This window comes from Comamonas trifloxystrobinivorans (assembly GCF_043359985.1).
In the GTDB taxonomy this organism is placed as follows: domain Bacteria; phylum Pseudomonadota; class Gammaproteobacteria; order Burkholderiales; family Burkholderiaceae_C; genus Comamonas; species Comamonas trifloxystrobinivorans.
Genome location: NZ_JBHZGV010000007.1, coordinates 168,811 through 189,689, shown reverse-complemented (window position 1 = coordinate 189,689; position 20,879 = coordinate 168,811). Strand labels below are relative to the sequence as shown.

21 protein-coding genes are annotated in these 20,879 nt (G+C 61.2%); 6 read left to right on the top strand and 15 right to left on the bottom strand.

The genetic code is table 11. The features are described 5' to 3' along the window. Positions 1-355 precede the first annotated feature (355 nt). Positions 356-1,678, top strand: a complete 1,323-nt coding sequence (locus ACFIQF_RS10150; RefSeq protein WP_393942480.1) for a dicarboxylate/amino acid:cation symporter — start codon at positions 356-358, stop codon at positions 1,676-1,678. A 103-nt stretch (positions 1,679-1,781) separates the two neighbouring features. Here the strand turns inward: ACFIQF_RS10150 and xth are convergent, their stop codons facing one another. Next, positions 1,782-2,558 (bottom strand): exodeoxyribonuclease III, encoded by a 777-nt coding sequence (gene xth / locus ACFIQF_RS10145; RefSeq protein ID WP_393942478.1) that lies wholly within the window; start codon positions 2,556-2,558, stop codon positions 1,782-1,784. A 432-nt stretch (positions 2,559-2,990) separates the two neighbouring features. Here xth and ACFIQF_RS10140 point away from each other — a divergent pair, with 432 nt between their 5' ends. Genes ACFIQF_RS10140 through ACFIQF_RS10130 form a run of 3 tightly spaced genes read left to right on the top strand, consistent with a single transcriptional unit; the run spans position 2,991 to position 5,931 of the window. Beyond that, positions 2,991-3,977, top strand: a complete 987-nt coding sequence (locus tag ACFIQF_RS10140; RefSeq protein WP_393942476.1) for a Bug family tripartite tricarboxylate transporter substrate binding protein — start codon at positions 2,991-2,993, stop codon at positions 3,975-3,977. Further along, the gene (locus tag ACFIQF_RS10135) at positions 3,974-5,128 is read left to right on the top strand and encodes a CaiB/BaiF CoA transferase family protein (protein ID WP_393942474.1); all 1,155 of its coding nucleotides are present in this window, start codon (positions 3,974-3,976) and stop codon (positions 5,126-5,128) included. Before ACFIQF_RS10140 ends, ACFIQF_RS10135 begins: the two co-directional genes overlap by 4 nt. Next, a complete protein-coding gene (locus ACFIQF_RS10130; RefSeq protein ID WP_393942472.1) occupies positions 5,125-5,931 on the top strand; it encodes an enoyl-CoA hydratase in 807 nt (268 codons plus the stop codon). Before ACFIQF_RS10135 ends, ACFIQF_RS10130 begins: the two co-directional genes overlap by 4 nt. Positions 5,932-6,024: 93 nt before the next feature. Here the strand turns inward: ACFIQF_RS10130 and ACFIQF_RS10125 are convergent, their stop codons facing one another. From ACFIQF_RS10125 to ACFIQF_RS10065, 13 genes are all read right to left on the bottom strand, one after another. Continuing rightward, positions 6,025-7,008, bottom strand: a complete 984-nt coding sequence (locus ACFIQF_RS10125) for a Bug family tripartite tricarboxylate transporter substrate binding protein (protein WP_393942470.1) — start codon at positions 7,006-7,008, stop codon at positions 6,025-6,027. A 75-nt stretch (positions 7,009-7,083) separates the two neighbouring features. Continuing rightward, positions 7,084-8,079 (bottom strand): acyl-CoA dehydrogenase family protein, encoded by a 996-nt coding sequence (locus tag ACFIQF_RS10120; RefSeq protein ID WP_393942468.1) that lies wholly within the window; start codon positions 8,077-8,079, stop codon positions 7,084-7,086. After that, positions 8,063-9,277 (bottom strand): acyl-CoA dehydrogenase family protein, encoded by a 1,215-nt coding sequence (locus ACFIQF_RS10115; RefSeq protein ID WP_393942466.1) that lies wholly within the window; start codon positions 9,275-9,277, stop codon positions 8,063-8,065. The genes ACFIQF_RS10120 and ACFIQF_RS10115 overlap by 17 nt, the downstream gene beginning before the upstream one ends. Next, positions 9,270-9,965, bottom strand: a complete 696-nt coding sequence (locus ACFIQF_RS10110; RefSeq protein ID WP_393942464.1) for a CoA-transferase — start codon at positions 9,963-9,965, stop codon at positions 9,270-9,272. The genes ACFIQF_RS10115 and ACFIQF_RS10110 overlap by 8 nt, the downstream gene beginning before the upstream one ends. Then, entirely contained in the window at positions 9,962-10,633 is a 672-nt protein-coding gene (locus ACFIQF_RS10105; RefSeq protein WP_393942463.1) for a 3-oxoacid CoA-transferase subunit A, read from the bottom strand. Before ACFIQF_RS10105 ends, ACFIQF_RS10110 begins: the two co-directional genes overlap by 4 nt. 2 nt (positions 10,634-10,635) lie before the next feature. After that, positions 10,636-11,520: a MaoC/PaaZ C-terminal domain-containing protein gene (locus ACFIQF_RS10100; protein WP_393942461.1), complete on the bottom strand. Its 885-nt coding sequence runs from the start codon at positions 11,518-11,520 to the stop codon at positions 10,636-10,638. A 21-nt stretch (positions 11,521-11,541) separates the two neighbouring features. After that, a complete protein-coding gene (locus ACFIQF_RS10095; RefSeq protein ID WP_393942459.1) occupies positions 11,542-12,447 on the bottom strand; it encodes an SDR family oxidoreductase in 906 nt (301 codons plus the stop codon). 3 nt (positions 12,448-12,450) lie between these two features. Further along, positions 12,451-13,623, bottom strand: coding sequence for an acetyl-CoA acetyltransferase (locus ACFIQF_RS10090; protein WP_393942457.1), 1,173 nt, complete (start codon positions 13,621-13,623; stop codon positions 12,451-12,453). Further along, positions 13,620-14,012, bottom strand: coding sequence for a Zn-ribbon domain-containing OB-fold protein (locus ACFIQF_RS10085; RefSeq protein WP_393942455.1), 393 nt, complete (start codon positions 14,010-14,012; stop codon positions 13,620-13,622). Before ACFIQF_RS10085 ends, ACFIQF_RS10090 begins: the two co-directional genes overlap by 4 nt. Continuing rightward, positions 14,005-14,961, bottom strand: coding sequence for a tripartite tricarboxylate transporter substrate binding protein (locus ACFIQF_RS10080; protein WP_393942454.1), 957 nt, complete (start codon positions 14,959-14,961; stop codon positions 14,005-14,007). The genes ACFIQF_RS10085 and ACFIQF_RS10080 overlap by 8 nt, the downstream gene beginning before the upstream one ends. A gap of 313 nt (positions 14,962-15,274) precedes the next feature. After that, positions 15,275-16,180: a LysR family transcriptional regulator gene (locus ACFIQF_RS10075; protein ID WP_393942453.1), complete on the bottom strand. Its 906-nt coding sequence runs from the start codon at positions 16,178-16,180 to the stop codon at positions 15,275-15,277. A 359-nt stretch (positions 16,181-16,539) separates the two neighbouring features. Beyond that, positions 16,540-16,785, bottom strand: a complete 246-nt coding sequence (locus ACFIQF_RS10070; protein ID WP_393942451.1) for a hypothetical protein — start codon at positions 16,783-16,785, stop codon at positions 16,540-16,542. Positions 16,786-16,988: 203 nt separating this feature from the next. After that, the gene (locus ACFIQF_RS10065) at positions 16,989-18,362 is read right to left on the bottom strand and encodes an MFS transporter (RefSeq protein ID WP_393942449.1); all 1,374 of its coding nucleotides are present in this window, start codon (positions 18,360-18,362) and stop codon (positions 16,989-16,991) included. Between the two features lie 131 nt (positions 18,363-18,493). On the opposite strand from ACFIQF_RS10065, the gene ACFIQF_RS10060 reads away from it, so the two are divergent. Together ACFIQF_RS10060 and ACFIQF_RS10055 are read left to right on the top strand one after the other, a co-directional pair. Then, on the top strand, positions 18,494-19,351 hold the full coding sequence (locus tag ACFIQF_RS10060) for a LysR substrate-binding domain-containing protein (protein WP_393942447.1): 858 nt from the start codon (positions 18,494-18,496) through the stop codon (positions 19,349-19,351). A gap of 319 nt (positions 19,352-19,670) precedes the next feature. Continuing rightward, positions 19,671-20,189 (top strand): GNAT family N-acetyltransferase, encoded by a 519-nt coding sequence (locus tag ACFIQF_RS10055; protein WP_393942445.1) that lies wholly within the window; start codon positions 19,671-19,673, stop codon positions 20,187-20,189. A gap of 287 nt (positions 20,190-20,476) precedes the next feature. On the opposite strand, the gene ACFIQF_RS10050 is transcribed toward ACFIQF_RS10055, so the two are convergent. Next, entirely contained in the window at positions 20,477-20,809 is a 333-nt protein-coding gene (locus tag ACFIQF_RS10050; RefSeq protein WP_393942444.1) for a hypothetical protein, read from the bottom strand. Positions 20,810-20,879 lie beyond the last annotated feature (70 nt).

Sequence of the window (20,879 nt, the reverse complement as noted above, 5' to 3'; positions counted from 1 at the left end):
GGTTGCGGATACAATCACTAACGCAGAACTTTGCAACCTTGCTGTCAAAAAGCGGGTTCATTGCTTCCTCGCTGCCGTAAGGCGGCAGCCCCGTGGCAAGCGCCTGGCAAGGCGACTTGGCTGCGTTCCGGGCTGCTGCTTTCCCCACCTGGTTGTGCCATTGGCTGTGGCTGTTGTGTGAGCAACGGCGCACAGCAGTTGTGCGTGCTTTTTGCGCGCACCGTTTTGGGCATGCCGGGGCAGTTGTTGGAGCGCAGAGCGCAATCGGCACAAACAAAAGCAAGCACCGATGCGTTCCATGAACCCGCCTAGGAGCGTTGATGGCACCCACATTCGCTCTGAAAAGGTATTGGTTATGGCTCAAACGGGCAAAAAAGGCGCGTCCTCCGCGCTATGGATACTGGCGGCCATGGTGCTGGGCATCGCCATTGGCTACTTGGTGAACTCTGGCGTGGCTGACAAAGAAGCGGCCAAAGAGATCGCCGGCTACATCTCCCTGGTCTCGGACATCTTTCTGCGCCTCATCAAAATGCTGATCGGGCCGCTGGTCTTCTCCACCCTGGTCATCGGCATTGCCCACATGGGCGACGCCAGCGCGGTGGGCCGCGTCTTCGTCAAGGCCATGCTCTGGTTCATCACCGCATCGCTCATCTCGCTGCTGCTGGGCATGGTGTTGGCCAACCTGCTGCAGCCGGGCCATAACCTGGGCCTGCCGCTGCCCGATGCCGGAGCCACGGCCAACCTGGCCACGGGCAAGTTCTCGCTCAAGGAGTTCATTGCCCACACGGTGCCCAAATCGTTCACCGAGGCCATGGCCCACAACGAAATTCTGCAGATCGTCGTCTTCTCGCTGTTCTTTGGCGTGGCCATGTCGGCCCTGGGCGACAAGGCCAAAACCTTGTTGAGCATGATCGACGAGCTCTCGCACGTCATGCTCAAAATCACCGGCTATGTCATGAAGCTGGCCCCGCTGGCCGTGCTCTGCGCCATGGCGGCCACGGTGACCACCAACGGCCTGGGCATCTTGCTCAAGTTCGCGGTCTTCATGGGCGAGTTCTACCTAGGCCTGTTCATTCTGTGGGCCTTGCTGGTGGGGGCGGGCTTTGCTTTCCTGGGCAAGCGCGTGTTCAAGCTGCTGGTGCTCATCAAAGAAGCTTTCATGGTGTCGTTCGCCACCGCCAGCTCCGAGGCGGCTTACCCCAAGATCTTGGATGCGCTCGATCGCTTTGGCGTCAAACGCAAAATCTCCAGTTTCGTCATGCCCATGGGCTACTCGTTCAACCTCGACGGCTCCATGATGTACTGCACCTTCGCCATGCTCTTCATCGCGCAGGCCTACGGCATGGAGTTCTCGCTCAGCCAGCAAATCACCATGCTGCTGGTGCTCATGCTCACCTCCAAAGGCATTGCAGGCGTGCCCCGCGCATCGCTGGTGGTGCTGGCTGCCAGCCTGGGCCACTTCAATATCCCTGAGGCCGGCCTGCTGCTGATTCTGGGCGTGGATACCTTCCTCGACATGGGCCGCTCGGCCACCAACGCCGTGGGCAACTCGCTGGCCTCGGCCGTCGTTGCCAAATGGGAAGGCGAGCTGCTGAGCGAATCCGACGCCGAAGCCAATGCCAAAAAGCTGGACGAAGAAGCCGCACTGGGCTTGCACAGCGCGCCGCACAAGGCTTGATGAAAGTTGGATCGGCTGCTGAATGGCGGCCGATTGGCAGCTGCAAACCCATAAAAAAACGGGCGTCCTGGGATGCCCGTTTTTTATGGCGCAAGCGCTGTGCTTAGCCCAGCGTCACGATCACCGGCGTGTGGTCGCTTGGCTGCTTGTTCTTGCGCGGCGTGCGGTCAATCGTGCAGGCGCTCACGCTGCCCTTGAGTGCGTCGCTCACCAAAATATGGTCAATGCGCAGGCCACGGTTCTTCTGAAAACCCAGCATGCGGTAATCCCACCAGCTGAAGCTCTTCTCAGGCTGCTCGAACATGCGGAAGGCATCGCTTAGCCCCAGGTTCAACAGACCTTGGAAGTGGTTGCGCTCTTCGGTGGTGTGGTGAATGGTTTCGCGCAGGCCATCGGGGTCGTAGCTGTCGCGGTCTTCCGGTGCCACGTTGAAATCGCCCACCAGCACCAGGCGGGGGTGCTCGGCCAGCTGCGCTTTCACATAGGCTTCCAGCCCGGCGAGCCAGCGCATCTTGTAGGCAAACTTGTCCGAACCCGGCTCCTGGCCGTTCACAAAATAGCAGTTGATCACGCGCACATCGCCCGCTGCGCTGGCCATCGTGCCCGCGATGATGCGCGACTGCTCGTCCTCAAACAGCGGGTTGGCGCGCACCACATCGCGGATCTCGCTGCGTGCCAGCAAGGCCACGCCGTTATACGTCTTCTGGCCAAAACTCACCGCCTGGTAACCGGCGGCGAGCAGGGCGTCGTGCGGAAACTTGTCGTCGGTCAGCTTCAGCTCTTGCAGGCCCAGCACATCGACCGGGTTGGCAGCCAGCCAATCGAGCACTTGCGGCAGGCGAACGGACAGGGAGTTCACGTTCCAGGTGGCGATTTTCATACTTGGTTTATGCCTTTGATAGCTGATTATTTTATTTTTTAGGTGGTGAATTCATGCCCCTTCATGGGCCGCCAAGAAAGGCGGGGGAAGGGGCAAATGATGTATGCATTGATTCTAGCTGTCGTGACTCAGCCCGGCATCTTCAGCGGGAAGGGGGAGGGGCGATCGCAGTCATTGTCGAGGCCCGAGCCTACATCTTGACCGCAAGATGGTTGTTATGCCTTTGATCGTATGAATTGCCCGGTCTTTCCTGGTTAAGTCCCAGCCTCAAGTGCTACACCCATGTGGAGCCACGTTGCTAAAAACATGGGCATTCAACGTTTATTCAATTTTGGAATGGCGCAATGAATATTAGTCGATTGTGAAATAGCGGGTTCTCAAGGATGCTGCATAGCTTCAGTCGAGGTGCCTGGGCGCCTATGGAGATGTTTTATGTCGTATCCCTTCACGGCTACCCGCCGCCTCGCTCTTGGCGTGGTGGCTTGCAGCCTGTCGATAGCAGCGGCCAGTGCTGTGGCGCAGGACGAGGCTTATCCCAACCGGCCTATCAAAATAGTGGTGCCGTTTGCTGCCGGCAGCGCTTCTGATACGGTGGCGCGCATTGTGGGTGCGTCGCTGGCTACCAGCCTGAAGCAGCCGGTGGTGATTGACAACAAGGCTGGGGCAGGTGGCACCATTGGCGCGGCAAGCGTCGCCCAGGCGGCGCCCGATGGCTATACGCTGGTGCTCACCAGCAGCTCTACCCACTCAGGCGCGGCAGCGCTGGTCAAACGCGTGCCGTATGACGGGGTGACAGATTTCGTGCACGTCTCGCGCATGACCAACATTCCGCTGATGCTGGTGGCCAACCCCAGCAAAAATCTGCCAGATGTGGCGGCGCTCATCCAAGCCTCGCACAACAAGGTAGCGCTGAACTATGGCTACGGCAACGCATCGAGCCAGATCGCGACGGGTACCTTTAACACCGAGGCCAAGGTGGATGCGCTGGGCGTGCCTTATAAAAGCCAGCCTCCTGCGGTGTCTGACCTCATTGCAGGGCAGGTGGACTACATGTTTGGCGATATCTCGGTGGTGAAGGCCTTTGTCGACGCCAAGAAACTGGTGCCGCTGGCTGTGTCTACTCCCGCACGTTTACCGGCCTTCCCCAACGTGCCCACCTTGCAAGAGCAGGGCTTTAAAAACTTTGACCTGGTGGTTTGGGTGGGGCTGGCTGCGCCCAAGGGGACTTCGCCTGCCATTAGCGACAAGTTGGCGCAAGCCGTGTCTGCCGCACTTAAAAACCCCGAGGTGGTGACCAAGCTGAACGATGCTGGCATGCAGGTGGCACCGCTGGCGGGCGAGGCCATGCGGGCCTTTGCCATTGAGCAGCAAAAAATTTGGACTGCGCGTGCACAAGCGGCAGGGGTGAAGCCAGAATGACCCATTCCAACGCACAAGGCCCGCTGGCAGGCATGCGGGTGCTCGACCTTACCTCCGTCATCATGGGGCCGGTATGTACGCAGATTTTGGCTGGGTACGGGGCCGAAGTCATCAAGATAGAGGCGCCTGAGGGCGACATCATGCGCCATGCGGGTGCCAAGGTCGAAGCCGGTATGGGGGCGATGTTTTTGCACTCCAACCGAGGCAAAAAATCGGTGGTGATTGATCTGAAGACTGATGAGGGCCGGCGGCAGATTGGCGAACTGCTCAAAACCAGCGATGTGTTTGTGCATAACATTCGGCCTGCCGCCATTGCGCGCATTGGCTTGCATGCCGAGCACGTGCTGCAGGCAAACCCGCGCCTAGTGTATGCCGAGCTGACTGGTTATGGCGTAGATGGACCGTATGGCAACCGCCCCGCATTTGACGATGTGATCCAGGCCGAATCGGGCATTGCCTCTTTGTTTGCACGCCAAACTGGCGGGGCGCCTGCTTATTTGCCCGCTCTCATTGCAGACCGGCTGACGGGGGTGACTGCCGCGCACCGCATCATGGCTGCGCTGCTGGAGCGCGTGCGCACAGGGCGTGGCAGCTATTTGAATGTGGCCATGTTTGAGACCATGGCCGAGTTTGTGATGGCCGACCACCTGGGCGCACGCAGTTTTAACCCGGACGAGGGTGACACAGGCTACAACCGCCTGCTGACCCCATACCGCAAGCCCTACCAAACGGCAGATGGTTACCTGGCGGTGATTGTTTATAACGACAAGCACTGGAAGACGTTCTTTGAAGTCATCGACCAGATGGCGCTCTACCACGCGGATGAGCGTTTTCGCACCGCCGACAAGCGCGCCGATAGCTACGACTACATCTATGCATTTGTGGCCCGCACCATTGCACAGCGCAGCACGGCAGAGTGGCTGGCGCTGCTGGGCCCGGCAGAGATTCCCTGCGCCCCGGTTAACAGCGTAGAGAGTCTGCTCCACGACGAGCACTTGCAAAGCACTGGTTTCTACCAAAGCCACCGCCGCGCAAGCGGCACGGAGTGGGCTGCCAGCGCCTTGCCCGCAGTGCGCAACGCCTGCGCACCGTATTTGGGCGAGCACACCGAAGCCTATCTTTCCCATCCACCACTTCTTCAAAAAGCATGAGCACCGTACCTGTAAACCAACACGACCTTACCGCCCCTGCCCGTATCGAGCTGGCGCCCAATGGTGTTGCCACTGTTACCTTGACCGGCGGTGGGCCGCTCAACATCATCAGCAAATCCACGGCGCAGGGGCTGGGACAGCAACTGCGTGCCTTGGCCAACAACCCAGAGCTGCGAGCCGTGATTTTTGTGGGCAGCGGCGAAAAAACCTTTATTGGAGGAGCCGACCTGAAGGAGTTGGCCAAACTGCAGCCAGCCACGGCGCGTAGCTTTATTGCCGAGCTCGACGAGCTGTGTGAAGCTGCCCGAGACCTGCCGGTACCTTCGATCTGCGCCATACAAGGTTGGTGCATTGGCGTGGGGCTGGAGCTGGCGGCGGTGTGCGATATTCGCGTGGCCGCCGAGAACGCGCAGTTTGTGATGCCCGAGGTGAAAATTGGCATTCCCTCGGTGATTCAGGGTGCTTTTCTGAGTCGCCTGGTGGGTGAGGGGCGTGCGCGTTGGCTGATGCTGACCGGCGCACACATTAACGCCGCCAAGGCCGAGCAATGGGGTCTGGTGACCGAGGTGGTACCAGTCGCGGCGCTGATGAGCACCGCCCAAGCCATGGCAGATGACATTGCTCAAATGTCTGCCAGTGGCATGCGTGCGCAAAAGCGGGTGTTGCGTACTTCCGAAGCGCCGTATCTCGACAGCGCTGTGCGGCACAGTGTGGAGATTTTTGGGTCGGCCTACGAATCTGAAGATCCAGGCCGTGTGATGAACGAGTTTTTAGCCCGCAAACACGCCAAAGCGCAGGCTTAAATTACCCCCGCTCTTTCCTCCGCCCGGTAGCGGGCACAAAAAGCGCCTGGAATGACCCAGGCGTTTTTTGCGGGGGAATCAAATAAAGGGGTGTCAGGCAGGCTGAATATTGGCCAACTTGCAAATGTCGGCCCACTTGGCCATTTCGCTCGGTACGTAGGCCTGGAAGGCGTTCACATCCATGGTGCCGTTTTGCGTGCCTTGCTTGGCCATCATGTTTTTAAAGTCAGGCTCGGCCATGGATTCAAGGGCGATTTTGTTGAGCTTGTCGACTAACTGCGCGGGCAGCTTGGCCGGGCCGTACAGGCCGATCCAAATCTCCGTTTCGTATCCGGGCACACCTTGCTCGGCAATGGTGGGTACCTGGGGCAGGGCGGGGTTACGGTCTTTGGTAGACACGGCAATGGCTCGCAGCGTGCCCGATTCCACATATTTGACGGCCGAAAGCGCGTCGACAAACGAGGCATCGATCTGCTTGCCAATCAAATCGTTAATCGCCAGCGCCGTGCCCTTGTACGGCACATGGATGAATGGCGCGTTGGCTTTGGAGGCCAGCAGCTCGCCCGAGAGGTGCGTGGTGCCCCCGGTGCCTGATGAGCCGTAGGTAACGCCGCCTTTTTTGCGCGCATAGGCCAGCAGCTCTTGCAGGTTGTTAGCTGGAATGCCGGGGTGCACCAGCAGCACATTGGGCGTGCGAGCCAGCATGGCAATGGGGGTAAAGTCGCCCAGTGTGTCGTAAGGCAGCTTTTTGGTGATGGCGGGGTTCACCACGTGCGCGGTGGTGGTGATAAGCAGGTTATAGCCATCTGCCGGGGCTTTGGCCACGCGATCCGCACCAATAATGCCGCCTGCGCCCAGGCGGTTGTCCACAATCGCCGGGGTGCCCCAGCTGGTGGTGATGCTCTTGCCCAGCTGGCGGCCCAAAATGTCGGTCATGCCGCCAGCGGCAAAGGGCACCACCAGGTTGATGGGGCGGCTCGGGTAGGTGTCGGCCAAGGCCAGCCCACTGAATGCGGGGGCGAGCGTGGCGGCGGCCAGCTTCTTCAGAACGGTTCTGCGGTCATGGGGGATGGGCATGTTTGTCTCCTTAAGGTTGTAGCTATGGTGGGTCGGCGAGAGAGGGCCAGGGTGAATGGGAGAGAGGGTTGCGCATCAGGCCAGTGCTTGCACCAGCGGGCGCAGTTGCGCTGCCAGCTTGTAGCTGCGCTTGAGGTGCAGGTGCGCATCGTGCTCCCAGGCAAAACCAATGCCGCCATGCACTTGCACGGCCAGCCGCGTGGCCCGTTGGCAGTTGGTAGATACGATGCGATCGCACTGGCGCAAGAGCGCGGGCAGAGCCGCATCACCAGCTGCAGTGGCCTGCAGTGCCCGGAGTGCGTAGCGGGCGTTGTCCACACCCACCCAGGCATCGGCCAATTGGTGCTTGATGGCCTGGAACTCGCCAATCGCACGGCCAAACTGGCGGCGTTCTTTGGCGTAGGAAATCGCCAAATCCAGCGCGGCCAGGGCAGCGCCCACCATTTGGCCGTACTCAAATACCAGGTAGGGCTGCAGCAAGCCCAGCATGCGTTCGCGGCCCATGGCAAAGCGCGCTTGTGCCAGTACTTGGGCATTGGCCGGGGCTACGGCGGCCACCGGTACGCAAGGGTCAAGCCCTCCGACGGTATCGCCATGGGTCAGCGCCACCCGGCGCAACTGGCAAGTGCCGGGCGACAGGGCCAGGTCAAAGTAGGCGGCATCAGGGCCTAAAAAATCGATCAGAACTGGCGCAGTATCGGCGCTGGCATGAACGCGGCCTACGGTCAAGCTGCCTTCGGGCAGTTGCCACGCAAACGCGGCCAACTCGGGCATGGTGCGCAGCGCGGGCAGCACAAAGGTGGCAAAGCCATAGGGCAGTGTGAGCGATTGGCGGCCTGCAGCTTCGGCAAAGGCCAAAATCTCCGGGGCAACAGCCTCGCGGTGCTCAGGCTGCCACAGTTGCAGCCAACCATCATCGTCCAACTGCTGCCAGAGCTCAGCGGCCGCCGAGCTGAGCTTGCCTGTTGCCGTTACCGCCGTGCGCGCCGCTGCCAGCGGGTGCCTGTGCTGCAATAGTTCGGCAAATGCGGGGGCGTATTCGAGGGTATGGGTTTCAGGTTGTGCTGACATGTTTGTCCTTGGGCAGGCCAAGCAGGCGCTCGGCGATGATGTTGCGTTGAACCTCGGAGGTGCCTGCCACAATGGTTTCGGCGCGCGACCACAAGAATTCGCGAGAAATGGCGGCCTCACGCGGGAAGCGTTTGCCCGAGCCGGGGCCCAGCAGCGCGGCCTCACCCAGCAGCTCCATGCGCACATCCATCAAGGCCTGGCGCGCTTCGCTCCAGATCAGTTTTAGGATGGCACCATCAATCCCTGGCGTGCTGCCGCGCGAAACACGTTCGACAATCGTGTCTACTCGCCAGCGCAGCACGGCACAGCGGTCCTCCAGCTGTTCCAGCGTGGTGGCAATGCGGCCGGCATCGGGGTGGGTATTGCGGGCGGCGTCAAGCATGGCCTGGGTGCTTTTCAGTTCGGCCTCAATCTGAATCACACGCGGCAAAAAATACACGCCGCGCTCAAACTCGGCAGCGGCCATTGCCATGCGCCAGCCTTCACCCACGGCTCCGAGTACTTGGCTTGCGGGCACGAATGCCTGGTCGAAGAACACTTCGTTGTAATCGGCCTCGCCGGTCAGCTGGCGGATTTGCTCCACGCGCACGCCGGGTGCTGTCATATCGATCAGCATGAAGCTCAGGCCGTGGTGGGCGCGGCTGTCGGCCTGGGTACGCACCAGCGCAAAGCACCACTGCGCCTTGTGGGCCATGGTGGTCCAGATTTTGTGGCCCGAAACGTGCCAGCCCTTGCTGGGGTCGTTGTCGGCAGCCACGGCGCGTGTACGCACCGATGCCAGGTCCGAGCCTGAGCCGGGTTCGGAATAGCCCTGGCACCAGACTGCGCTGCCATCGCGAATGCCGGGCAAGAACTGGGCTTTTTGCGCATCGCTGCCAAATTGCAGCAAGGTGGGCGCCAATATGGAATGGGCAATGCTGTTGAGCGGCTGCGGCGCGCCGTGCTGGGCGCACAGTTCATGAAAGCGGATGACTGTGGCCGTAGGCAGGGCACGCCCGCCATAAGCCTGCGGCCAGTTCAGAGCCACCAGCCCGGCGTTGCACAGCATCTGGTTCCAGCGGGCCCGGCAGGCATCGTGGGGGAACTGCCAGTCGTCAAATTCGGTGCGCAGCACTTGCAGTGCGTGCTGCAGCCACTGCGTGACATCGGCCAGAAAAACCTCGGTGTTGTGATCGCGAATGACGATGGCATCAGACATGGCTGTGCTCCTGTTGGCTTTTGGGGGGAATGCGGAGCACGCTGGCGTTCCAGCGCAAGGGGCCTGCCACATGCTGGCGCACGTCGGCTTCGCTCAAGCCGGGGAGCAGCGCACGGGGCACAAAGGCGCCGTCCGCCAGGTCGAAGGAACCGATTTGCGTATACACCCGACTCACCACGCCAAGGCCGGTGAGCGGCAGCGTGCATTGCTGCACCAGCTTGGAGCGGCCGTCGCGGGTTTGTGTCTCCATGATCACCCAAACGGTTTTGGCACCCATGGCCAGGTCCATCGCGCCGCCCACGGACGGCAGTGGGTCGTCGTCGCCAAGCGACCAATTGGCCAAATCGCCATTGGCGGCCAGCTCAAACGCGCCCAGCACCGTCACATCCAAATGGCCGCCGCGCATAATGGCAAACGACAGGGCGTGGTCAAAAATAGATGCGCCGGGCAGCAGCGCCACAAACTCTTTGCTGGCGTTGATCAGGTCGCGGTCACCTGTCTCACCAGCGTGCAGGCCGCGCATGCCGAGAATGCCGTTTTCACTGTGCAACTGCACGCCGCTTTCAGGTTTGATCGCTCGGGCGACCAGGGTGGGCATGCCAATGCCCAGGTTCACTGCGGCGTAGCGCGGCAGGTCTTGGGCCACCATGTCGGCCATTTCTTGTCGGTTGAGGGTGGAACAGTTCATTGCACCTCCACTAAACGATTCACAAAAACCCCCGGGGTTACCACGGACGAGGGGGCAAGATCGCCGGGCGTTACTACTTCACGGGCCTCCACAATCGTCACCCGCGCGGCGGTACACATGACGGGGCCAAAATTGCGCTGGGCCAGCCGGTAGGTCAGGTTGCCCATGGCATCGGCCACGTCGGCTTTCACAAAGGCGTAGTCGGCATGCAGGGGTTCTTCCAGCACATGGCCACGGCCTTGGTAGATGCAGGTTTGTTTGCCCTCGGCAAAGCGTGTGCCATAGCCGGTAGGCGTGTAGAAAGGCCCCAAGCCCGCGCCGGCAGCGCGAATGCGCTCTACAAAGGTGCCTTGCGACATGACGACCACTTCCAACTGGCCTGCCTGCACCTGACGGCGAATGGGTTCGGAGCCGGGCATGCGGGGGTAAGAGCACAAAATGCGCGAGACACGCCCGCTCTCTACCAACTGCAAAAAGCTCACATCGGCGGCACCTGCGTTGTTGTTGATGAGGGTGAGGTTGTCCACCTCTGTGCGCGCGCACAGCGCCTCCAGCAATCGGGCGGGCATGCCTGCACCGCCAAAGCCCCCTATGAAAATGGAGGCGCCCGAGGGTATATCGGCCACTGCAGCGTGCAGGGCCATGCGTTTGTCTTGGAAAGTAGTCATGTTCAGTGGGCCCATTGCGCGCATCCGTACGCAACGTCGTGGCTGCTGCCATCGCGCAGCGTGGTGCAGCGAAAAGAGAGGCGGCCATCCGGCAGGCTCCACAGGTCTGCGTGCAGTGCATCACCAGGAAAGAGCACGCCGGTAAAGCGTATTTGAAAGGTCTGCAGATACGGCGCGTGCTGCGCCTCCGGCAGGCTGGCCAGCACGCGGCACACCATGCCTGCCGTGGCCGCGCCGTGCAAAATCGGGCCAGGGTAGCCTGCAGCGCGGGCGGCCTCGGGGGCGATGTGCAGCGGGTTACGGTCGCCCGTTAGTCGGTAAATGGCGGCTTGCTGGTGGCCGGTGGCCAGCACCCGCTGGCGCTCGGGGGCGTGCGCAGGCGGCTTGTCGATGGCGGGGGGCAGTGCATCTGACAGCGCGCTGTCACCCGCAGAATAGCCACCATCGCCTCTGCAAAAATTCAGCTGTGTCACTTGGGCAAGCAACTGGCCAGAGGCATTGCAGACGCGGCGCTCGGTTTGCACCATGGCGCCCCGGCCCGCACCTTTGTCGTGGATGGCCGATACCACGGTGTGGCCGGCCAGCTCGCCCTCAGTGGGCAGCGGGCCGTGCAGGGCCAGTCGCAGCTCGGCATTCACAATGCGGCGCCAATCCAGCCCGTAGGCGGGCTCGCGCATCCAGAAACCCGGGTAGGCCATGACGCTGGCCTGTGAGGGCAGGGCTTGCAGCCGCTCCTCATAGACAAACCGCGTCTCGTCACCCAGGTCTGACGGCGAGCGTAACCCGGCACCTACGCCCAGCGCGTAGACGATGCAGTCCTCGGGCCGCAGCGTCTGGTGCGTGGGCGGCAGTTGCAGGCTTTTAAGCTGTGCGTAGTTCAGAGCCATGGTGCATGGTGGGGAGGGGAGTTAAATCGGGTCCCAGGCGAACACCTCGGCCGAGGTATCGAGCGGCATGAACGAGGCCTTGAGCGCAGCCATGCCATGCGTGGCGATGGATTCGGCCTCCCATCCGTCGGAGCAGTGCACCGAGCGTACGGGGCGCGATTGCGACATCAGAAAGATCTCATTGAGGCGCACCGCGAAGATCTGGCCCGACACTTCGGCCGCTGCATCGGAGGCGAGATAACCCACCAAGGGTGCAATGGTCTCGGGGCCCATGCGCTTGATCTTGGCGATGAACTTGGCCTGCGCATCCGTCTTGGGGGGGATGGTGGCGCTCATGCGGCTCCAGGCCAGTGGCGAGATGCAGTTGGAGCGCACGTTAAAGGACGCCATATCGAGTGCAATGGCTTTGGACAAGCCCACAATGCCCAGCTTGGCCGCGCAGTAGTTGGACTGGCCCCGATTGCCGATCACGGCGGAGTTGGACGTCATGTGGATGAAGCTGCCGCCGTTTTGCGCCTTGAACTGCTCGGCCGCCGCGCGGCTGACGTTGAAGGTGCCGTACAGGTGCACTTGGACCACGGCGTCGAAGTCCTCCGGGGTCAGGCGGAAGAACATTTTGTCGCGCACAATGCCAGCGTTGTTCACCACAATATCGAGGCCGCCAAAGGTGTCCATGGCCTGCTGCACCATGCGCTGGGCACCGGCGTAATCAGCCACCGAGTCGCCATTGGCCGTAGCTTGGCCACCGGCTTGCACAATCTCGTCGACCACGGCCTGTGCGGCATTGCCCTCTGATTCGCGTCCGTCGATCGACACGCTCAAGTCGTTGACGACCACGTTGGCGCCCAGGCGGGCCAGCTCCAGAGCCGTTGCACGACCAATACCGTTCGCAGCGCCGGTGACAATTGCAGTTTTTCCAGAAAGCATGGGTTAGAACTCCGTTGAAAGTAAGGTGGTGGCTTGCGCGCTGAGCACGCCGCCGTTGCCGTGTACCAGGGCAACCTGTGCGCCCTGCACTTGGCGCGCGCCACAGTTGCCGCGCAACTGGCGCACCGCTTCGACCAGCGCGAACATGCTGTACATGCCGGGGTGTACGCACGAGAGGCCGCCGCCATTGGTATTAACCGGCAGCGCGCCACCTGGGGCAATGCGGCCATCGGCCACAAAGGCGCCGCCTTCACCTTTTTGGCAAAAGCCCAGGTCTTCGAGGAACAAAATGGGGTTGATGGTGAACGCGTCATACAGCTGCAGCACATCCACGTCGTTCACCGACAGGCCTGCTCTTGAAAAGGCAAGTGCACCGCTTTCTACCGCCGAGGTGACCGTAAGGTCCGGCATGGCCGAAATTTGTCGGTGGTGGTGGGCTACTGCCGTGCCCAGCATGTGTACCGGTTGGTGTGGCCCACGGGCGTTGCCTCGTGCCGTTACCACAATGGCACCTGCTCCGTCGGTCACCAGGCAGCAGTCTCTTGCGGTGAAGGGGGTGGAAACGGGCTTGGCATTCAGCACATCCTGAATACTGAGCGGCCCTTGTTTGAAAGCCTCGGGGTTCAGATTGGCCCATTGGCGCGCCGCGACCGCCACGGCGGCCATCTGCTCGCGGGTAGTACCGTACTGGTGCATGTGCCGCGTGGCCGCCAGTGCGTAACTGGAAGGCGGATTAAACGGGGCAAACGGGTCTTCAAACGGGTAAGGGTCCATCTTGGCCCGCTCCGGCGAGGTGGCCGAGGCGCTGCTGCCACTGCGCGGCGTGGCGCCGTAGGCAATGACCACATTGCGGCACAGGCCCGCCGAAATGGCCGCAGCTGCTGTTAGCAGGTGGGCCACAAACGAGGCCCCGCCTATTTGCGTGCTGTCTGAAAAAGCCGGGCGCAGGCCCAGGTATTCAGCGAGCTTGACTACCCACATCGACGAAGTCAGCCCCGCTGTCATGATGCCGTCGATATCGGCCATCGTCAGGCCCGCATCGGCCACGGCAGCGTGCACGGCATGTGAGCACACCTCCAGATCGGTCTGCCCGCCGGCATCGCCGATGCCATAGGTGGCGCAGCCCACAATGGAGACGCTAGCGCGCAAAGAAGGGTTCCAGAGGGATGGGCTCATGCGGCAGCTCCAAAAACAAGGCGTGCGGGCGAGCAGCCCAGGTCAATGCGCGCCGTAAGCGGCTGGCCAATAGCATTCATGTCGAGCTCCATGCCAGGGCAGGTGGACATCATGCGAAAGCCGTCAGCCATATCAACCAGCACCACGTTGTAGGCGGCGCGGTCCTTTTGCGCAGGGCGGTTGGTATAGCTGTGCAGCACGCCAGCCATGGTGAGAGGCACCCAGTGGTAACGTGCGCTGTGGCAGTGTGGGCAGTGCGTGCGTGGCTGAAAGAATTTCTGCCCGCAATCGGCGCACTGCTGGACCTTGGCTGTGCCGGTGGCCAGCTCGGCAAGAAAGCGCTGCTCGGGAGATTCGGGTGTGGCAGTGGTGGTGCTTGGCTCACTCATCTTTGACCCCGGCTTCCTGAATCACACGCGCCCACTTGTCAAATTCGTTGCCCACGTATTTCTGGTATTCCTTCACATCCATTTCTCCGGGCTCTGAGCCGGTGGAGCGGATGTACTCCAGCGTGTCGGGGGCGGCAATGGCCTTGCGAATTTCGGTGTTGAGCTTTTCCACAATGGGTGCCGGAGTGCCTGCTGGCGCGTACACGCCGACCCAGGTGGACAGGTCAAAATCCTTGTAGCCCAGCTCGTTGAGGGTGGGCACATCGGGGTAGCGGGGTGAGCGTTTAGCCGAGCCAATGGCCAGTGGAACAATGCGCTTGTCCTTCAGGTATGCATCTGCGGTAACCGATTCGGAAATGCCAAACGGTACCTGGCCTGATACCAGGTCGGCCATGGCGGGACCTGCGCCCTTGTAGGCCACGTGCACCAGTGGCAGGCCGCTTTGCTGGCGCAACAGCTCGCCCACGATATGCGGCGCGCCGCCCGTGCCTGCGGTGCCAAACGGAATGGTTTTTTGCGTCTTGCTGTACTCTTTCAGGTCGGCAAACGACTGGATGTTGAGCTTGGGGTTGACGAGGACGAAGTTGGGGCTGACAGCCAGCAGCGCCACCGGCTCGAACGCCTTGCGAGGGTCGTAGGGCAGGCCTTTCTTCAGCGCCGGGTTGATAACGTGGCTCGTGGCTCCCACCAAAATGGTATAGCCATCGGGGGCGCGGCGGGCCACGTAGTCGGTGGCAATCTGGCCGGTAGCGCCGGGCTTGTTTTCCACCACAAAAGGCTTGCCAGTGGTCTGCTGCAGGTCACGTGCAATCTTGCGGGTGAGGATATCGGTCATGCCGCCCGGGGCATAGGCCACCACCAGCGTGACGGGTTTGGATGGGTAGGCATCCTGGGCCATGGCGGCGGCTGCGGCCACGGCAAAGCCAAAGGTCAGTACCTTTTTGATCATTTTGTCTCCGAATGGATTATTGGAAAATGGGGCCCATGCGATCTTCAGCCTGGATAGCCTGCGGCATGGGTGGCGGCCGCTTGGCAATGCTCAAAAGCGCATGACGGGGTCGTTCAGGTTCGCTGCAATTGCTAGCGGTTGCCACGCTTTAGGTGGGCGCTGAACTGAGACAAATGATGCAGGCTGAGGCGCTGCGGGACAAGCGAATAAAAGTTGTCGCACCAGTCCTCGGGCTCATGAATGGTGGCGCGTGCTGGCCAAGCACTCGGCGGCGTGGCCGCGTGCGGTGGGAGATGCGCTGTGACCGAAGGGTTTAGAGGGCGTTTTGCGCGCTGAGGTAATCGTCCAGCGCCTGCACAAAGGCGTTGGCCGTGAGCGAGAGCTTGGCGTCTTTGCGGGTGAGCAGCGACAGCTCATGCATCTCGGGCGTGGCCCCGCCAATGTTCAGCACCTTCAGCCCCATCTCGCGTGCGGCCGAGGCGGCGTAACTGGGCATCAGGGTCACGCCCAGGCCCTCACGCACTAGCGACAAGGCAGACGCGAGCGTGCCCGCCTGAATCACCGAAGGCAGCTGCAGCCCCCGTGAGCTGAGCATGCGATCAATGGTCTGTCGCACGCTGTACGCGCTGCGCAGCGTGATGTGCTGGTGGCACACCAGCTCGGCCCAGTCCACATCATCGACCTGAGCCAGCGCATGGCTGAGGGGCACTGCCAGTTGCATGGGTTTGCGAGACACGACTCGGGCCGCTAACTGCGGGTCATTGCCGGTGTAGGAGACAAGGGCGAAGTCGCATTTGGCGGTACGCACAAACTCAATCGACTCTTCAGTCGACAGCTCGTGCAAGGCAATCGACACACCCGGGTAGCTGCGGTGGAACTGTGCAATCACCGGCTTCAGCAGCGAGAACACCATCATCGGCGAAGCAGAAAAACTCACACTGCCATGCTCCAGCCCGCGAATGCTGGCCACGCAGCGCTCAGCCGCGCGCAGGTTGGCCAAAATCTCTTGCGCATGCACATAGAAATCAGCCGCGCCGTCGCAAGGCTCTACGCGTCGGGTGGTGCGTTCAAACAACGGGATATCGAGCTCCGCCTCCAGTTCGGCGCAGACTTTGCTGACGGCGGACTGCGTCATAAACATGGCGTCCGCTGCCAGAGTGAAGTTTTTAAGCTCATAAACCGCGCAAAACACACGCAGCTGTTTGATGGTGACATTCATAGGGTCCAAATCCTTCGCAGCATTGTCGGCGGTGTCCGCAGCAGCCGGTGTGCTCCAGCTTACTCGGGCTGGCGGTGGGGGCGTGGTGTGCTATGGCGCAATGCGGATCATGCTGAGTGAGTCAGGCTCCCTGTAGTTCACGGTATCCTGCAGTTCGACTGCCTGTGCCTGGGGTTGCGCCGATTCCAAAGCGGTTTGGCTGAGCTTGATCTGGCTCATCATGACGCCTTGGAAAGACCGGTGTCCATATGGCTTCGGCGCAGTCCAGCGAAGTGTCCGATTGGAGCCATCGTGAAACAAAAAAACCCGCCGTTGTCATGCGGCGGGCTGTCGTAGCGTTGAGGCTTAAAGCTGAGGGATTACTTGCGGTACGCCAGTTCCAGGCCCAGGTACGGTTCGGTCATGGTAGCGTTCAAAAAGGGGCCGCTTGGATCGGGCTTGAACTCGGCGTAGGTGTACTTGGTGTCACTGGTCTTGGTGACGATCGCCGTGGGCGAGGCCTTGAGTTTGCTGCGGCTGCGGTTGCTCAGGGCATTGAGCGTGCCGCTCTTGCCTGCCGAGGCGACGGGCGTGAGGCGAGGGGTGGTGACGTTAGCGGTTTGCAAGTCTTTCAGCTCCTTTAGAAAACAAGGGTTCTGCGGGCTGAGTGCTTATCAATTAATTGGTTTTGCTGTTGTGATTGATAAATTTTTCTTGACGGAAAATACTCAGATGAAGTAGCGATTGTATCCGCTCGCGCATTGCGCACCTGCAAGGTGCGGTATTGGGTGCTGGAGCGTCTGCTTTCAGGTGCGTGCCAGCATGGGTATCACGCCGCCGCGCGCTGCGCAACCGATGGCAGCAGGCGCAGCAAACTGGCCAAGCTGCCCAGCAAAGCCAACGCCATGCCAAGCCAGAGGGCGGTGGCTACGCCTTGCGTGGGCCAGGTGGTCAGGCAAAAAGCCACCGCGGCCGCGCCAATGGATTGGCCCAGCAAGCGCGATGCCGCCAAAATGCCACTGGCTCCGCCGCTGCGGTTTTTGGGCGCGCTGCTCATGAGCGCCACCATATTGGGCGATTGGAAAAGCCCAAAGCCCACGCCGCACAGCCACAGGCGCCAGGCAATACTGTAGATGCTCGGTGTGGCTGGCATGGTGGCAACCAGGCACAGGCCGGCGGCCAAAATGGCCAAGCCGACTGCGCCCAAAAGCCCGGGTTTCACCCGCTCGGCCAAACGGGGTGCGATCAGCGTCATAAAAGCCAGTGCTGCGGGCCAAGGCGTAATTAGCAAACCGGCTTCCACCTGGCTGTAACCCATGTTGAACATCAGCAAAAATGGCAGCACCACAAAGACCAAACCTTGCACCGCAAAGGCGAAGCTGGCGGTAACGGCGGAGAGGGCGAACACCGGAATCTGGAACAAATCCACCGCCAGCAGTGGCGCCGCCTGCTTGGCCTCGCGCAGGCGCAGCAGGTAGCCAAAAAGCAGGGCGCCGCTTACCGCAGCTGCGACGGGCAACCACCCCAAATGCGCAGCGCCGGCAATGGCTAAAAGCAGGCAGGCAAATGTGGCGGCGCACAGTGCTGCAGCGCGGGTATCAAAGCGGCGAATATTGGGCTCAGTCTCCGGCAGGTAGAAAATGCCCAGGCCAAGTGCAAGCAGGGCCACCGGCGCGCTCATCCAATACAGCCACGGCCAGTCCACAGCGGCCAGCACGGCCGAAGTCGCCGTAGGCCCCACGGTAAAGGCGATGCCCACCACCATGGCGTACAAACCCAGGCCGCGGCCTAGTCTTTCGGGCGGGTAGAGTGCGCGAATCATCGCTGGCGTAGTGGCTGAGACTGCGGCCGCGCCCAGGCCCAAAACGGCGCGCCCGGCCATCAGCGCCCACAACGAGCTGGCCAGCCCGGAGCACAGCGCGCCTAGTGCAAACACCAGCAGCCCGCCCAAAAATACGCGCCGGTGCCCGTGGATCTCGCCCAGCGCGCCCAAGGGCAAAAGCGCGGCAACCACAGCCAGGTAATAAATATTGATCACCCAGATGAGCTGCGCCGGCGGCACGGCCAAGCTTGCGGCAATCGAAGGGATGGCGGTGCTCGTGAGCGAGATATCCAGCGTTACCACGATCACGCCGAGCATGATGGACACCAGCGCCGGCAGGTTGAGTCTGTCAGCGCGGGCTGTGCGGGTGCGGGAGTGCATGGATGGGGAGCGCTGGCGAGAGCAAAGCGTGCCAGGCGGGCTGGAGGCAGAACATGGGCTGAGCATGCGGTGTTGGTTGGCATCAGTCAAACGAATTAAACTGATAAGTCGAATTTGATTTCCTGATACCCATGCCTCAGCCTCTCGATCTGGATCTGTTGCGCAGCTTTGTTGCGGTGGTCGATAGCGGCAGCTTCTCCCATGCGGCCTTGCGCATTGGGCGCAGCCAGTCGGCAGTCAGCATGCAAATCCAAAAGCTGGAGGCGCTCATTGGCAAACCCTTGCTGGAACGCGGTGGCAAGCGTGTTACGCCCAACAGTGCCGGCACTGATTTGCTGGTGCACGCGCGCCGGCTGCTGCGACTGTCCGACGAGGCCTGGGCCAGTGTGACGCGGCCGCACGTCAGCGGAAAAGTCCGCCTCGGCGTGCCCGAGAGTTACGCTGTGCCGCTGGTATCGCCCATCTTGGAGCGCTTTGCCAGCCACTATCCGGAGGTGGTGGTGGAGTTTGTTTGCGAACCGTCTTTTTCCTTGATCGACGCGCTGGCCCGCGACCTGATCGACATTGCCGTTGTCACGCATGTCATGGGGCAGACGAGTGGCGTTGTTCGCCGCGAACCCATGGTGTGGATTGGTTCTGCAGCGCATGCCGTGTGGGAGAAAAATCCGCTGCCGATTGCGCTTTTTCAAACGCCATCGGTACGTGAATACGCCTTGAAAGCGCTGACCGAAGCAGACCGCCCGTACCGCAACACCTACTCCAGCACCGGGCTGGCCGGGCTAGTTACCGTCGTCCAGTCCGGGCTGGCGGTGGCAGCCATTGCGCGCTGCAGCGTCCCGCCCGGCTTAAGCATCTTGGGTGCCCGCGAAGGCTTGCCGCCACTGCCAGATCTGGAGCTGGGCATTTTGCGCAATGAGGCAGAGGCGAGTGCCGCAGTCATGCACATGTACGAGATGCTGCAGGCCGGCATGGCTGGAGCGGGCAGGTAGTGCACAAGCATGGCCAGTAATTGGCGCTGTTTCAGCGGCCAGTTTTCTGGCTCCGGGCGGCCTGCTGCGACGATCAGCGCTGGCAGCGCGCGCGGCCTGACCTGAATGTCAGCTCCATGGACCATTGACCCATTGATTTATTGGCCGCATCAAACAGGGTTTGCAGGTTCCAGACTCCAGATTGCAGCTCGTAGCCCGTTGCTTTCGCTACTGGAGCGCAGGCAAGCGATAGACTACTCCCATAGCGTCTCCACGTTTGGCGTGCAGATGCGTTCGATCAAGCTCCTGAAAGGCTGCACGATCAGTCTTTACCGTACACATGTTGATTCGTGTCGCCTCTCTTGAGGACGCGGCGTTTCTGCCGCAAATTGAAAAATCTGCCAGCGAGCTCTATCGAGCTGAACCCGATTTGGCGTGGCTGGCAGACGGGCAGGTCATAGAGCCATCCGAGCATGCGCGGCTCATCCTCAAGAAAACCGTGTTGGTTGCCGAGTCATCGCGTGGTCACTTGGTCGGCTTTCTGAACGCCGAAGTTTTAAACCATGAACTACACATTTGGGAGCTCTCCGTTCATGGTGATTGGCAGCGCCGAGGCGTTGGCACGCGCTTGGCTCGCAGCGCATATCAATATGCTTTGGAAACCGGCTTGGCCGCACTGACGCTGACAACATTCAAAGATGTGCCATGGTGCGCGCCAGCGTATGCAAAATTGGGATTCAACCCGGTGAAGCATCCCGTTCTACATCTTCGAGAAGCACTGGATGCCGAGGCCAGCCACGGCTTGCCAAGCGAGCGGCGAGTGGCAATGCGTTGGCCCGTACAGAGGCCAGAAACATGACATGGGCATGGACGGTCTCGGTGCCGGTTGCGGCTCAACTCTTGAGCCTTCGCCAGTTGTAGCGCTGAAGAAATGGCGCAGCCTCAGCCCACCAGATGGCGGGTAAAAAAGCGACGCCAATTTCTCCCAGGCAATCAGACTCACTCGGTCGTGGCGGGTCTAGGTGAGCTTGCTCCTGGCATCCATAGCAGCGTGCTACCAAGCCATGGCAAAGCTAGAAAGCTGCTTGCCTTGGACAAAACGAAGCCCGCTGGTACACGGCCGGGCGGGCTTCGTTTTTTGTAGGCTTAGCGCAAGTGCTGGTTTGCCGTTTGGGCGGCTTTGGCCTGGTTGTTGAGCGTCTCCAGCATCTCACCCGCGTTGGCGGCCATGGAGACTATGGCTTCCAGCAAGCCGCTGCGCAGGTAGTCGCCCACGATCAGCGCGGTGTCGCTGCAATCCTCGCCGGTCTCGGCCACCAGCACGCGGGCGATGGCTTCCATGCCGCGCAGGCTGCTGGCCAGCTGAGCAGCTTGGTGGCTTTGCAGCCGCAAAGGGGAGGTAAAACCGGCCACCGTATTGGCGTGCGCCGCGGTGTGCAGATTAAATGCGGGGAGAGCGTCGCGCAGGGTATCGGTCATTGCGCACCTCCTGTTGTCTGCAAAAGGCGGTGGCGGGGCAGGCAAGGCGCGTGGCCGTTGCAGCGGTAAA

Excerpts from the sequence above, each read along its gene's own strand:
- ACFIQF_RS10095 (WP_393942459.1), bottom strand. The coding sequence starts at position 12,447 with ATGCTTTCTGGAAAAACTGCAATTGTCACCGGCGCTGCGAACGGTATT.
- ACFIQF_RS10080 (WP_393942454.1), bottom strand. The coding sequence starts at position 14,961 with ATGATCAAAAAGGTACTGACCTTTGGCTTTGCCGTGGCCGCAGCCGCC.
- ACFIQF_RS10115 (WP_393942466.1), bottom strand. The coding sequence starts at position 9,277 with ATGTCTGATGCCATCGTCATTCGCGATCACAACACCGAGGTTTTTCTG.
- xth (WP_393942478.1), bottom strand. The coding sequence starts at position 2,558 with ATGAAAATCGCCACCTGGAACGTGAACTCCCTGTCCGTTCGCCTGCCG.
- ACFIQF_RS10075 (WP_393942453.1), bottom strand. The coding sequence starts at position 16,180 with ATGAATGTCACCATCAAACAGCTGCGTGTGTTTTGCGCGGTTTATGAG.
- ACFIQF_RS10140 (WP_393942476.1), top strand. The coding sequence starts at position 2,991 with ATGTCGTATCCCTTCACGGCTACCCGCCGCCTCGCTCTTGGCGTGGTG.
- ACFIQF_RS10085 (WP_393942455.1), bottom strand. The coding sequence starts at position 14,012 with ATGAGTGAGCCAAGCACCACCACTGCCACACCCGAATCTCCCGAGCAG.
- ACFIQF_RS10105 (WP_393942463.1), bottom strand. The coding sequence starts at position 10,633 with ATGACTACTTTCCAAGACAAACGCATGGCCCTGCACGCTGCAGTGGCC.
- ACFIQF_RS10065 (WP_393942449.1), bottom strand. The coding sequence starts at position 18,362 with ATGCACTCCCGCACCCGCACAGCCCGCGCTGACAGACTCAACCTGCCG.
- ACFIQF_RS10090 (WP_393942457.1), bottom strand. The coding sequence starts at position 13,623 with ATGAGCCCATCCCTCTGGAACCCTTCTTTGCGCGCTAGCGTCTCCATT.
- ACFIQF_RS10060 (WP_393942447.1), top strand. The coding sequence starts at position 18,494 with ATGCCTCAGCCTCTCGATCTGGATCTGTTGCGCAGCTTTGTTGCGGTG.
- ACFIQF_RS10150 (WP_393942480.1), top strand. The coding sequence starts at position 356 with ATGGCTCAAACGGGCAAAAAAGGCGCGTCCTCCGCGCTATGGATACTG.
- ACFIQF_RS10055 (WP_393942445.1), top strand. The coding sequence starts at position 19,671 with ATGTTGATTCGTGTCGCCTCTCTTGAGGACGCGGCGTTTCTGCCGCAA.
- ACFIQF_RS10100 (WP_393942461.1), bottom strand. The coding sequence starts at position 11,520 with ATGGCTCTGAACTACGCACAGCTTAAAAGCCTGCAACTGCCGCCCACG.
- ACFIQF_RS10120 (WP_393942468.1), bottom strand. The coding sequence starts at position 8,079 with ATGTCAGCACAACCTGAAACCCATACCCTCGAATACGCCCCCGCATTT.
- ACFIQF_RS10135 (WP_393942474.1), top strand. The coding sequence starts at position 3,974 with ATGACCCATTCCAACGCACAAGGCCCGCTGGCAGGCATGCGGGTGCTC.
- ACFIQF_RS10125 (WP_393942470.1), bottom strand. The coding sequence starts at position 7,008 with ATGCCCATCCCCCATGACCGCAGAACCGTTCTGAAGAAGCTGGCCGCC.
- ACFIQF_RS10130 (WP_393942472.1), top strand. The coding sequence starts at position 5,125 with ATGAGCACCGTACCTGTAAACCAACACGACCTTACCGCCCCTGCCCGT.
- ACFIQF_RS10110 (WP_393942464.1), bottom strand. The coding sequence starts at position 9,965 with ATGAACTGTTCCACCCTCAACCGACAAGAAATGGCCGACATGGTGGCC.
- ACFIQF_RS10050 (WP_393942444.1), bottom strand. The coding sequence starts at position 20,809 with ATGACCGATACCCTGCGCGACGCTCTCCCCGCATTTAATCTGCACACC.